The following is a 12,168-nucleotide window of genomic DNA, read 5'->3' on the forward strand; positions in this document are numbered from 1 at the left end:
AAGAGTCTCACTCCACGGCGGCTTCCTCCTCTCGCGGAGGAGGAGAAAACTCGCCGGGCTTCACTCCCCCTGTCAGTGGGGCCTTTGTCCCGGCGGGCTTCCATCCACCTTCAAGCGATGATCGAGATTGGCAATGCGCCAGCCGGTGGCAAAGATCAACCGCGTGATACGCGTCATCTTTTGAAAGTCGAGCTTCTCCACGTCATCGGTGGGCCGATGGTAATCCTCATGCAATCCCGTGAAGTAGAAGATCACCGGGATACCATTTCGGGCATAGTTGTAGTGATCGCTGCGATAATAGAGCCGTTCGGGATGATCCTCACGATTATAGCGGTAATCGAAGACCATCTTCTCGGTGTCCTGATTCGTCTGTTCGCTCAATTCATGCAGTTCGCGACTCAGTTTATCGGAGCCGATGAGATAAAGCGTGTTGGCGTCGCTCAGTTCCCGATTGGCCGGATTCGTATCCTGGGGAGACCGGCTGCGACCGATCATATCAATGTTCAAATTGGCGACGATGGCGGTCAGAGGTACCGTTGGGTGCATCACGAAATATCGTGATCCCAGCAGGCCAACTTCCTCGGCCGTGTGAAAGATGATGAGGATCGAGCGTTTCGGACGTTCGCCGATGGTGAATGCCTGCGCAATCTCCAGGACGGCGGATGTCCCCGAACCGTCATCATCCGCTCCGTTGTATATTTGGCCGTTACGCGTTTGAACATGATCGTAATGGGCGCTGATGACCACGTATTCGTTCCGCCGCTGGGGATCGGAGCCGTCGAGAATCCCGATGACGTTTTGCGTCTCGTAGCGCTGGTTCTCAAAGGCCACGTCCAGCCGGGCCATGAGGCCGAGGGATTTCGGCTCGGGTAACGAGTCCGATGAACTTAACGCCTCCGGCGATATCCCAGCCGCCGCACAAAGTTCGGCGGCGAGCTCGGGTCCGGCGAAAACGATTACAATCGGGCTTGAGGGTGTCGGATCATCGCTGGCAAGCGAAACTTGTTCTGCCACCCCGGAGCCCCCAAAACGAGGCAGAGGACCCTCTTGAGGACTACGCAGAAGAATAATCGCCTGCGCCCCCCGCGCAGCAGCGGTAGCAACTTTTTGATTCCAGGGATAGTTTCGAGAGGTCAGCGGCGCACCGTCTCGCGTCACAGCAGGGACGGTGCTGAATGTGGCGACGACGATCTTCCCCTTCACATCCATCTTGGCATAGTCGTCATAGTTGACCTCGGGCAGGCTCACCCCGTGCCGCACGAAGACCATTTCACCGTCCAGAGTCCGAGTCCCGCGCGCACCGAACAAAATGAAATCCCTTCCATAGGAAAACGTTTTCTTGCCCGCGGGTCCTGTGATCTCAAGGCGGGTTCGATCGGGGACGAGCCGCCTCACGCTAATGTCGAATTTCTGGAAGAACGATCCGTCGGCGGCGCCGCCGCGATAGCCGTACCTTCGGAGCTGCGATGCCAGATAGCGCGCCGCGATATGATTGGATGAGCTGGCGACATAACGCCCTCCCAATTCATCCGATGCAAGAAATTCAACGTGAGCCCGGAGTTCTTCCGGGGTAATGCTCTCGAGCGCTGCTGCCGACGGCAGGGGGCGCGTTGATGAGTCTCCCCACCCCCGGGCAACCACGGGGAGAAGAACCAGTGCTACCACCAGCGATTTCTTCACTGCTCGATGTTTCATAAGCTTCCTCCGAAAATAGCCGCAGATTTCACAGATCTGCACCGATGGACCCGTCCGAAAATTAATTGGTGCAACCCGTCGCTTGTGTTTCATCGCATCCGGGCGTCGCCTGAGCGTCGTGAAAAACTTCCCCGAGAAAGCGTCGCAGGCCGTCCTGCCTGTGCACCGTCGCCGACTCGGACGACTCCGTTACGATTCCCTCCCGAAAGGCCGCGCAGGTCCCTCCGGCGTGCACGTTTATGCCTTCCCTATGGGTAATCTGTTGGCCTTTCATAACAAAGGCGATATTATAGGGCTAGAGGACGGAGGTGGAAAAGGCCAACAAAAGAGCCGTCGGCAACAGGGAGAATCAAAGCCCTCCCGAAGGCATCGTAGGACGTCGGCGGTGTCCGTTCTTGACCGTGATGGAGGGAGAAGGGCCGGTGCTGCTGAGGAAACGGGGCGTGTAATTTTCCGACTTTTTCTCCCTTTGAACTGTCCAAAGAGATGGCTGATCGGGGGATGCGAAGGGAGCACAAGACGAGTCAGTTGATGCGGGACGTGGGGGACCTCATGGAGCTGTCAGACGAGCAGATCGTACAACGCACGCTAAACGGTGAGACCGAAGCCTTCGGGCTTCTCATCAAGCGTTGGGAGAAGAAAATCTACAGCCTTGCCCTTCGGATGCTCGGGCAGAGCGAAGACGCGAGAGATGCGGCACAGGACGTTTTTCTCACCGCCTATCGAAACTTGCGCCAGTTTCGCGGAGATGCACGATTTTCTTCCTGGCTCTACCGTATTGCCATCAACTGCTGCTATAACAAGCTCCGCGAGAAGCAGGCCGAGCACACGTCCCTTGACGAAGCAACCACGATTGCGGTCGAAGATCCGGTCGTGAGTCGAATTCACCGTCAACAACTGGCCGAGCGAGTGCGCCGGGCAGTGCACGCTCTTCCTCCGGAACTCCGGCAGGTCGTCATCATGAAGGAGTACGAAGGACTGACATTTGCCGAAATCGCGGAGATTTTGAACATCCCGGTCAGCACGGCCAAGACCCGACTCTATACCGGGCTGGATCAGTTGCGAAAGCGACTGACATCGGTCAAAGATGCTTTGTAAGCGATACACAGGAGGATGAGAGAACCATGACGGAAAATCTTCATCAGCAGGCTCCTCCGTGCGAGTTCAAGGAGCAGCTTGTCGCCTACCTCTATGGCGAACTGGCCCCGGCACAAACACGCGCATTTGAAGAACACATGAGGGAGTGTGCGAGCTGTCGCCGGGACGTCGAGGACTTTCGATCTGTCCGACAGATGCTCAGTGTGTGGGAGGTCAACGAATCTCCTCGAGTGATCGTCCAGGTGAAGGAGAGCTTCTGGCAGGCGCTGGTGCAGGTGTTTCGGACCGCACCCGCGTGGGGAAAGCTCCTCGCAGGTGCGATGGCGACGCTCGTGATCCTGGCCATCTTTAATGTTCAGATCGAAGTGTCACGCACGACCGGCTTCCGATTTCGCGCCAGTCTTCTTCCCGTCCGGACGGACACGCAGATGGAAAACCGCCAGGGGCTTGACCAGCAGCAGATCGCAGCCATTCTCGATGAAAAATTCCGACAGTTTCAGCAACAACAGCAAGAGCGCCTGGTGTCTTCTCTGGAGGAAGCCGTGCGACAGATCCAGGCTGAGCAGACGGTCACTCTAATGGATCTTGTTCAGAAGTTGCAAGACCAGCAGCGACAACAACTCGCGGGCGTGCTACGAGAACTGGAAACACCCCGCACAGAGGCATTGACCTTCACCGATATTTTCTTTGATCGCGGGGGGAACTAAACCAGAGAAAGGGAGCAAGAGCATGCGAACGATACTCGGTATCATTGCCGCTGGTGGAATCATCGGCGGTTGCCTTTTGGGGTGGTCCCGGGCAACAGCGGTTCTCGCTGGGCAGGCCGGGCGACCAACGAAGGCGACCGAGCAACTGCGATCGCGAACGGGTGTGGATCGCCCTGCTCCGGTTCCGGCCGAGCGCCCGGAAGCGCCAGGTCCCCTGCAGGAGCAAAGTTTGCTCGCGCAACCACAGGCCCAGACTCCGGTGCTCAATCGTATGGCGATCATTCGCCTGCTCAATCTCTCACCGGAGCAACTACGACGCATCCAGGACGTTCGCCGACGTCTCGGCCCCCATCTCGAGAAAGCCCGTCAAGAGGTGGAGGATCGCCGGGATGCTCTCCGCGAAGCCACCTATGGCGAAACATTCAATCCCTCCCTCGTCGAACAACGCCTTCGAGAGCTGATCGAGGCGCAAAGCGAACTGATTCGCCTGGAGACTCAACTGGAGATTGAATTTCGCAACGTGCTGACTCCCGAACAGCTCGCCGAGTTCCGCAAGATTCGAGACGAAGAACTCGCCATTCGTCGCATGCGTCGGGAAGCCCGCGAGCGAGAACGGCGGCTTCAGGAGCGGTTGCGACGGGCACTTCAGCGACCGCCGCAGATGTAGCGTAGAGTTTCAAGTTTGACAAAGAACGACAGGCTGGAAAGCTCGTGTCCCTCCTGCTCCAGCGCAGAGCTGAACCTTCCGCTCCCCTTCGTACCCAGACGGTCTAGCCTCAGTTGACCGATCGGTTTTACTCCCTGGCCCGAGCGGCCTCGATCCGCTGAATCTATGTGCCGAGCCTCTCGGCTTGACGCCTGAATCTTCCATCGGCGATATTAGACCCTTGATCGCAACTTCCGGGGAGTCTGCAACCGGGACGGGAATGAACATCCTTAAACTCATCCTCTATGAGCTTCAAGAGGGGACGGTGCTGGCCTGGCGGGCATTCGCCGCGCTTTTCACCCGACCCCGGTACTTCCGAGATATGCTCAATCAGATGGACACGATCGGTGTGGGGAGCCTGGTGATCGTTCTGCTAACGGGATTTTTCACTGGAGCTGTACTTGCCCTACAAACAGGTATGACGATGTCGTCGCTCGGGGCCAAAGGATTCACCGGACGCCTGGTTGCAACGTCATTGCTGCGGGAGCTGGGACCGGTGTTGACGTCATTGATGGTGGCGGGTCGCGTGGGGTCGGGCATTGCCGCGGAACTCGGTACGATGCTCGTCAGCGATCAAATTGACGCCATGCGTGCTCTGGGCACCGACCCCATACGGAAGTTAGTCACCCCCCGAATGGTTGCTTTGCTGGTGATGGTTCCGGCCCTCACCATCATTGCCGTCATGGTCGGGACGGGAGGAGGGCTGGTCGTGGCCGTAACGCTTTTGGGCCTGCCCTATACACAGTACACCAGTTCCGCCAAACTGGCGTTCAAATTGAACGACGTGACGGGGAGTCTGATCAAGGCTCTGGTCTTCGCCTTCATCATTGCCGTAGTCGGCTGTCGCGCTGGTCTGCGTACAAGCGGAGGAGCGGTCGGCGTCGGACGTTCCACGACGCAATCGGTGGTCGTGGCTTCGATCCTGATTCTGGTGGCCGATTTCTTCATCACCCGTGCCCTGCAAATTTTCCTGCCCCCCGGTCAATAAAGGGCGACCGGAGGATGGGACTCTTCATTTGGAAGACGGGCCCATGCCCGGATGAGAATCTGAACCACAGACGTGCACGGAAGGACGCAATGAAGCGAGACAATCCGTGTTCATCCGTGTCCGTTTGTGGCGAATTTCGGAGGAGTCTATGCCGACACGGAAAAAGATCACCTTCAGTGAACTCAAGGTGGGAATCGTCGTCCTGGTGGCCATCGCCCTGCTCATCTTTATGATCCTCACGGCCAGCGGCGAAATCGGCTTCATTCGTGAGGAATTTCTCGTGCGGGCGCGGGTCGCCGAGGTGGACGGGCTGATCCCCGGCAACGAAGTTCGTCTTGCCGGTGTCCGCGTGGGAAATGTCGTCGAGGTGAAGTTCGGCGAAATTCCCACCCGCCCCGAAGACCCCAACACGGTGGAGATCGTCATGCGGGTGAATCCGGAGATCGCCCGCGAGCGCATCCGATCGGATTCGGTCGTCACGCTGGGCTCCATCGGACTGCTCGGGGATAAAGTGGTTGAGATTTCGCCGGGAACGAAGAACGGCAAGCCCATTCAAAGCGGCGACTACCTCCAAAGCGCGCCGGGGACAAACATCCGGAAGATCATCTCTGGCGTGGATCCCCTCATTGCTGACCTGACGGACACTGCCGAGCAAATCAGGCAGATGGTCTTGCGCATCAACCAGGGACAGGGGACGGTGGGAAAGCTCATCCGCGATCCCAAAGTGTACGAAGACCTCGATGCCACCATCATCGAAGCCCGTGATCTGGTTCGGCGAATCCGTGAGGGCGAGGGGACAGTAGGTCGGCTCATTAATGATCCAACCCTCTACGACGACTTGAAGCGAGCAGTGACTCGACTCGAGCGCGTCACCCGCGAGATTCAGGAAGGACAGGGGACAATCTCCCGGTTGCTCCGGGAACCCGACGTCTACGACAGTCTCAACCGGACGATGAAACGGGTGGAGGAGATCGCCGAGCGCGTTGATACGATCGCCACCCGGATCGAAAAGGGTGAGGGGACGGTCGGTCGCCTGATCAACGATCCCGCCTTACATGAGGACGCCCGCGTCATGGTCGCCAACATGAAGGAGATCAGCGGAAAGATTGAGACTGGCGAGGGGACTCTGGGCGCTCTCGTTCATGATCGCCAGCTCTACGATAATCTCAATTCGCTCTCATCAGAACTTGTGCGCTTGCTTTACGATTTCCGGCAAAATCCGGGTAAATTCTTGCGATTTAAGATCTCGATATTCTGATTCAGGCTCGGAGCGTTCTCATCTATTTTTGACAACAGGAGGATGATCAATGCGGAACCATGCAAGGTGGTGGATGACCTGCCTTCTTGTCATCTGCGGTGCGGGACTGCTGCTTACAATCACCGGTTGTCGCCGCGAGGAGCGAGCAGAGTTTCAGCCGGAGATTCTGCCCCTACCCGAGGGATTAGCCGGATATGAGGCGATGGAAATCCCTCCCGATAATCCCCAGACACCGGAGAAAGTCGCCCTCGGGCGTCAACTGTTTTTCGACAAGCGGCTGAGCGCCGATCAGTCACGGTCGTGCTATTCCTGTCATTTGAATGAAAAAGGATTGAGCGATGGGCTGCCGACGGCCATCGGAGCACTGGGGAAAAAACTCCCGCGCAACAGCCCGACGCTCTGGAATATCGGTTATCACAAAGAGTTCTACTGGGACGGTCGGTCGTCACCGCTGGAGAAACAGATCAATGCAGCCTGGACCGGTCCCAACATGAGCGCCAAACCGGATGAGATCGCCGCCAGGCTCAACAGCATCGAAGGTTATCGAAAGCAATTCCAGCGGGTCTTCGGCACCGATGCCACTCCCGAAAATATCGTCAAAGCCCTGGCGGCGTATACGCGGACAATCATCGGAGGCAAAACAGCCTACGATCGCTATCGCCTGGGGGATAGCACGGCTCTCAGCGAAGAAGCCAAACGCGGCCTGGAGGTGTTCAAGCGGGTCGGCTGCGATCAATGTCATGCGGGGATTCTGTTCACCGATTTGCAGTATCACAACGTTGGCATCGGGATGGATAAGCCCGAGCCTGATCTCGGCCGCTTCAAGGTGACCAACCAGGAGAGAGATAAAGGGGCATTCAAGACGCCCACGCTGCGGGATGTGGCCCGCTCGGGCCCCTATTTCCACGACGGCAGCGTAGCGACATTGGAGGAAGCGGTTGATCTGATGCTCGCCGGTGGCAAACCGAATCCCTGGCTGGACAGGGTCAATCTCAAACCGGCCAAGATCACTCCTGAGGAGAGGCAAGCTTTGCTGGCGTTCCTTCGCTCATTGACCGAGGAAGGTCAACTTAAAGAGCCACGGCTGCCCGAACAGTGATTCTCGTTCCGGGGAGCGAGCCGCCCTATGACACCGAAATGAAGGCTCGCTCCTCGGCCCCGAAACTCCTGTGGGGCTCGGCCCACTGCAAGGAAATCGCCAGTTGCCTCCCACCTCTCTACGCCTTCGTCCCGTGGTGCGGCGAATGGGTGCGACATGTGACGCATCGAAAAGAATGTGATCCCCGGCTCGCCACGCTTCACCTGTATCTGAACTCTATCGGCCGTGGGTGCACAATCTCTTTGTGCGAATCAGGAGGCGAACATCATATTCGACCGTCCACGTTGACATTGATTGCTGTTGCCTTCTATAATTGGCTCCGGATTTTGACGCGGGGTGGAGCAGTCTGGAAGCTCGTTGGGCTCATAACCCAAAGGTCGGTGGTTCAAATCCACCCCCCGCAACCAACCCCCGCAGGAAATGCCGGCCGAACCCATCTCGCTGCAACAGCACTTTATATCTCAGGCGAACGCCCGAAGACGGCACCCTTTGCCGAAAACCGGCATCTGAACGCTGGCGTTTCCAAAATTCGTGACCTTGACTCTCGCCAGAGGGCACCTGCTCGCTAACATCATAGCTCGCCGGACCGGGGATCGGTTCGTGACCTGTTCAATCCAACGATTGCTCCGCCGTTCGTTCATTACGCGGCTGACCTTAGATTCGAGCCCCCCTCCGAATCATAATGGGCCAGCCGCAGAGATTCACGCGAAATTTCTCCACGCCGAAAATCCGTGGTGAGATCTCTAAGCTGAGGTCAGGGTGCTCTCCCGACCTTGACAAAGGAACCGAATGTGATTAACTAGAGGCCCGATGATGCTCGCGCTCACATACAGTCCTGCTCATTGCGAGGTGTACCATGGAACGTCGAGTGCTCGTGCTCTTGCTCCTGCTAATGCTCGTGTGGCCTTCCCCATCCATTGCGACAGCGGCACAATCGGTTTTCTGGCAGCCGACAAACGGACCTTCACGGAAGGCTGTGTTCTCCCTAATCGTCGGTGACTACCTCTTTGCGTCGGCCTATGGTGAAGGAGTCTTTCGTTCGGCCGATGACGGCGAAACCTGGGAAGTCCTCACCACAGGTCTCACCAGCCTCAATGTCATTTCTCTCGCTTTTAATCCCGTAACGGGATCGCTCTTTGCTGCCACCGGGGGGCTCGTGGATGGCGCGGGCGTGTTTCGCTCCCGGGACAATGGAGAAACGTGGACACCCGTCAACAGAGGCCTGACAAAGCTCAACGTTGTGTCGCTGCTGATCACGCCGACGGGAACCGTGCTGGCCGGCACATACGGCGCCGGTATCTTCCGGTCCTCAACTGATGGTGACCGGTGGATGGCCGTGGGGCCATCGGGGACGACGATTACGACATTCGCCATCACCCCGCAAGGACACCTCCTTGCCGGTTCTGGCAATCTTTTTGGCGGGCAGGGGCGAATCTTCGCTTCCAGCGACGAGGGAATGACGTGGGCTTCGGTGAGCACATTCCGAACTAGCATCACCTCTTTGCTGAGCGATTCGCATGGCCATCTGTTCGCAGGAACCGGTAGCCTCAGCGGAGGTGATGGGGTCTACCGATCAGACGATCAAGGCCGAACATGGGTGCCGCTCAGCTTGCGTCGGATGAACATTCTGTCACTGGCCCGGAACGAGAGGGACGATCTTTTCGCCGCCTCCGCTAACCTGAACGGGCCGGGAGCCGGCGTTTTTCGCTCGCTCGATGACGGCCTCACCTGGTCCAGTATCGGGTTGCAAGGGATGAACGTTCTTTCGCTAGCGGTTCGCTCCGATGGCTATCTCTTCGCGGGAAGCGGCGTAGGTCGTGTTTTTCGCAGCCGGGAATCAACACTCCGCGAGTGAACGCCTGCCCGGGACCAGGAGCCCGCGCACCACCCTCACAAGGCAAAGAGGGGGGGTCCGTCTGGTCACCGCCATCGGGTAGCCTGACGGAAATGGTCTGATTGTGAGGCCTCTTTGCTGCGAGAGCGAAGGGGCAACATCCGGAGTCCCTCAATCTGCTCGGTCCTGGACCCTCAGGGGGTATAGTCGGCTAGCATCTCTCTTTTGTTTCCGCTAGAGTTTTTCGCTCCATTTACCGTCGAAGGGCGAGGGAGCAATGAAAAAGACTGTCGGTGAAATTGCCGCACTTGTCGGAGGATCAGTCCTCGGCGATGCCTCGCTGGAAATCGGCGGCGTGGCCAGCCTGGAGGAAGCAGCGCCAGGGGACATCGCTTTTATTGATTCGGAAAAGTACGACACGCAGGCAATGATGTCGCGGGCGTCTGCGGTAATCGTCCCCGAAGGTCACGCGCTGGAAGGCAAGACGGTCATTCAGGTCCGGCATCCCCGTCGGGCCTTCGCCCAGGTCGTGCTGCTCTTCCATCCGCCGCGCCGCCCGCCGGTGGGCATTCATCCAACTGCCGTTATCGCCGACAATGTCGTCGTACCCGAAAGCGCATCCATCGGTCCTTATGTCGTTATCGAGGACGATGTGCGCATCGGTGAGAGGGTCATCATTGGCGCCGGCGTCTTCATCGGGGCGCGGGGCATAATCGGAGATGACACGATCATTCATCCCCACGTCACAATTTATCACGACGTAACCATTGGTGCGCGTGTGACGATTCATGCGGGAAGCGTGATCGGCGGAGACGGATTTGGCTATTTTCTGGTCGAAGGCACATACCATAAATTCCCTCAGATCGGGAGCGTCATCATCGAAGACGATGTCGAGATCGGAACCAACGTCACCATTGACCGGGGGACGCTCGGCGCAACCATCATCCGTCGCGGGACGAAGATTGATAATCTCGTTCAGGTGGCACACAACGTCGTCATCGGCGAAGATACGGTGATCGCCGCACAGACGGGCATTGCCGGCAGCTCTCACATCGAGGATCACGTTGTCATCGGCGGGCAGGTGGGAATTGGCGATCACGTTCGCATCGGACGGAAGGCCGTTCTCGGAGCACAGGCGGGAATTCCCAGCGGCAAAAGAATCCCGGCGAGCGAATTCGTCTGGGGGACACCGGCGCGGCCGATGCGTGAGTTTAAGTCGCAGTACGCGCATCTCGTGCGCCTGCCCCGACTGGCGGCGCAGGTGGAGGACCTGGCGCGACAGGTGGCCGAACTTAAGAAGAACGCGAAAGACCAAAGGCCAACCTCGTGACCCATCGGCAGCCGCAGGCTGCCGGCAGTGCTAACCTGGCGTGCCAAGGGGGCCAACTCCGGAGATTTTCATTCCAGCCGGAGTGGTACATCTGGTCCTCCGGATACTGGAGGAATCGGTTTGATCGTCAGGACCCGGACGTGCTGCTCTCCACGAAAGTTACCCTGTTTGATCTTCACGGGCAAAACGCGCCGGGTGGTACTGATGAACCGTTCCGTTCCGGACACCACCCAGTCCTTTGAGTCTGGCATTGAAGCAGCGTTTCATGGCGCAGAATTTTTGGTGAGCCGGTGAGAGCCCGTGCTAGGGCTGAGCTTTCCTCTGGCCTGGCGAACCTTGCAGTCCGATTTGTCGGAGGGTGCGTTCGACCGGGCCCCGCAACCGGTCATCCAGCCGAAATGCGGTCTGGAAATCTCGCTCGGCTTCCATCTCCCGGCCTAAGGTAAATAGCGCCAGGCCCCGGTTCGCATACGCCAGCGCGTGGCGGGGATCCAGATGGATCGCCCGATCGAAATCTGCCAGAGCGTCTTCCACACGACCCTGGTCCCGTTTGACCAATCCCCGATTGCAATAGGCCGCACCGAAGAATGGATTGATCCGGATGGCAGCATCGAAATCTTCCACAGCGCCGGCCAGATTTCCGCTCTCATATCGAGCGGCTCCGCGATTACTGTAGGCTTCCGCCGAATCGGGCTCGATCTCAATCGCTTTGTCGAAATCGGCAAGCGCCTCCTGTAACTGTCCCTGGTTTCGTCTGGCGAGACCTCGATTGTTGTAGGCCGCAGCCGATCCGGGATCCAGTGCAATGGCTCGACTGTAATCGGCAATGGCCAGGTCAAGCTCGCCCTTGAGCTGATAAACATTTCCGCGGTTGATGTACACCTGAGCCATATCCGGAGCCATGCGAATACTTCGGGTGAAATCCTCAATCGCGCCGTCCAGATCTCCCACGGCTCTTCGAGCCACTCCCCGATTGTAATAGGCTCGTGCGTTGAATGAATCGGCAATGAGAATCAGCTCCAGGTCGGCGTCGGAGCCGACCCCGGGGTGAATCATCGGCGAGCGATTATCCCTGTCAGCCCTTACCGGGAGATTGGAATTGATCTGAATGGCCCGGCTGAATTCCTCGATGGCCGCATGAAAGTCACCCTTCCGATAGCAGTCCAGTCCACGCTGAAAGTGTTTTTCCGCGGCTCGAGTTTGCGCCCAGGCCCGGCAAACTCCACACGCAAAGAAGAACATCACGAGCGGAAAAACAAGAGAACGGAACGCGCTTTTCCTTTGATCGCCCATAGTCTCCTCTCTTTCGACACATCCGACATCCCTTAGCGACAGGGGGTGTTGTCGTCAATGTTCCTGTCGGTGATCAGGTATTGGCCGCCCCCTTGACTCAAGGGAACAACCAGCGCGGCGCTGCCCGTGCGGCGACTGAGATCAATCGTCCCTTTAACCA

11 protein-coding genes and 1 tRNA gene are annotated in these 12,168 nt (G+C 58.0%); 9 read left to right on the forward strand and 3 right to left on the reverse strand.

What is annotated here, in order from left to right:
• Positions 1 to 72: 72 nt before the first annotated feature.
• Positions 73 to 1,695, reverse strand: a complete 1,623-nt coding sequence (locus tag VNM72_01085) for a M28 family peptidase (GenBank protein ID HXF03994.1) — start codon at positions 1,693 to 1,695, stop codon at positions 73 to 75.
• A 501-nt stretch (positions 1,696 to 2,196) separates the two neighbouring features.
• Here VNM72_01085 and VNM72_01090 point away from each other — a divergent pair.
• The 9 genes from VNM72_01090 (at position 2,197) to lpxD (ending at position 10,715) form a co-directional block, all read left to right on the forward strand.
• On the forward strand, positions 2,197 to 2,793 hold the full coding sequence (locus VNM72_01090; GenBank protein HXF03995.1) for a sigma-70 family RNA polymerase sigma factor: 597 nt from the start codon (positions 2,197 to 2,199) through the stop codon (positions 2,791 to 2,793).
• A 26-nt stretch (positions 2,794 to 2,819) separates the two neighbouring features.
• Positions 2,820 to 3,500 (forward strand): zf-HC2 domain-containing protein, encoded by a 681-nt coding sequence (locus tag VNM72_01095; GenBank protein HXF03996.1) that lies wholly within the window; start codon positions 2,820 to 2,822, stop codon positions 3,498 to 3,500.
• Between the two features lie 22 nt (positions 3,501 to 3,522).
• The gene (locus VNM72_01100; protein HXF03997.1) at positions 3,523 to 4,167 is read left to right on the forward strand and encodes a Spy/CpxP family protein refolding chaperone; all 645 of its coding nucleotides are present in this window, start codon (positions 3,523 to 3,525) and stop codon (positions 4,165 to 4,167) included.
• Between the two features lie 259 nt (positions 4,168 to 4,426).
• Complete coding sequence (locus tag VNM72_01105) at positions 4,427 to 5,194, forward strand: ABC transporter permease (GenBank protein ID HXF03998.1); 768 nt, start codon at positions 4,427 to 4,429, stop codon at positions 5,192 to 5,194.
• Positions 5,195 to 5,342: 148 nt separating this feature from the next.
• Positions 5,343 to 6,452 (forward strand): MlaD family protein, encoded by a 1,110-nt coding sequence (locus VNM72_01110; protein HXF03999.1) that lies wholly within the window; start codon positions 5,343 to 5,345, stop codon positions 6,450 to 6,452.
• Between the two features lie 73 nt (positions 6,453 to 6,525).
• On the forward strand, positions 6,526 to 7,551 hold the full coding sequence (locus VNM72_01115) for a cytochrome c peroxidase (GenBank protein ID HXF04000.1): 1,026 nt from the start codon (positions 6,526 to 6,528) through the stop codon (positions 7,549 to 7,551).
• Positions 7,552 to 7,881: 330 nt separating this feature from the next.
• Positions 7,882 to 7,958, forward strand: a tRNA-Met gene (locus VNM72_01120).
• 449 nt (positions 7,959 to 8,407) lie between these two features.
• On the forward strand, positions 8,408 to 9,406 hold the full coding sequence (locus tag VNM72_01125) for a sialidase family protein (protein ID HXF04001.1): 999 nt from the start codon (positions 8,408 to 8,410) through the stop codon (positions 9,404 to 9,406).
• 256 nt (positions 9,407 to 9,662) lie between these two features.
• Complete coding sequence (gene lpxD / locus VNM72_01130) at positions 9,663 to 10,715, forward strand: UDP-3-O-(3-hydroxymyristoyl)glucosamine N-acyltransferase (protein ID HXF04002.1); 1,053 nt, start codon at positions 9,663 to 9,665, stop codon at positions 10,713 to 10,715.
• Between the two features lie 68 nt (positions 10,716 to 10,783).
• On the opposite strand, the gene VNM72_01135 is transcribed toward lpxD, so the two are convergent.
• Together VNM72_01135 and VNM72_01140 are read right to left on the reverse strand one after the other, a co-directional pair.
• Positions 10,784 to 10,966 carry a hypothetical protein gene (locus VNM72_01135; GenBank protein ID HXF04003.1) on the reverse strand — a complete coding sequence of 61 codons (183 nt, stop codon included), beginning with the start codon at positions 10,964 to 10,966 and terminating at the stop codon, positions 10,784 to 10,786.
• 52 nt (positions 10,967 to 11,018) lie between these two features.
• Positions 11,019 to 12,008, reverse strand: coding sequence for a tetratricopeptide repeat protein (locus tag VNM72_01140; protein ID HXF04004.1), 990 nt, complete (start codon positions 12,006 to 12,008; stop codon positions 11,019 to 11,021).
• Positions 12,009 to 12,168: the final 160 nt, after the last annotated feature.

Source organism: Blastocatellia bacterium, assembly GCA_035573895.1.
Lineage (GTDB): Bacteria > Acidobacteriota > Blastocatellia > HR10 > HR10 > DATLZR01.

Coding starts and splice junctions, on each gene's coding strand:
- VNM72_01085 (HXF03994.1), bottom strand. CDS start 1,695: ATGAAACATCGAGCAGTGAAGAAATCGCTGGTGGTAGCACTGGTTCTT.
- VNM72_01100 (HXF03997.1), top strand. CDS start 3,523: ATGCGAACGATACTCGGTATCATTGCCGCTGGTGGAATCATCGGCGGT.
- VNM72_01105 (HXF03998.1), top strand. CDS start 4,427: ATGAACATCCTTAAACTCATCCTCTATGAGCTTCAAGAGGGGACGGTG.
- VNM72_01090 (HXF03995.1), top strand. CDS start 2,197: ATGCGAAGGGAGCACAAGACGAGTCAGTTGATGCGGGACGTGGGGGAC.
- VNM72_01110 (HXF03999.1), top strand. CDS start 5,343: ATGCCGACACGGAAAAAGATCACCTTCAGTGAACTCAAGGTGGGAATC.
- VNM72_01125 (HXF04001.1), top strand. CDS start 8,408: ATGGAACGTCGAGTGCTCGTGCTCTTGCTCCTGCTAATGCTCGTGTGG.
- VNM72_01135 (HXF04003.1), bottom strand. CDS start 10,966: ATGCCAGACTCAAAGGACTGGGTGGTGTCCGGAACGGAACGGTTCATC.
- lpxD (HXF04002.1), top strand. CDS start 9,663: ATGAAAAAGACTGTCGGTGAAATTGCCGCACTTGTCGGAGGATCAGTC.
- VNM72_01115 (HXF04000.1), top strand. CDS start 6,526: ATGACCTGCCTTCTTGTCATCTGCGGTGCGGGACTGCTGCTTACAATC.
- VNM72_01140 (HXF04004.1), bottom strand. CDS start 12,008: ATGGGCGATCAAAGGAAAAGCGCGTTCCGTTCTCTTGTTTTTCCGCTC.
- VNM72_01095 (HXF03996.1), top strand. CDS start 2,820: ATGACGGAAAATCTTCATCAGCAGGCTCCTCCGTGCGAGTTCAAGGAG.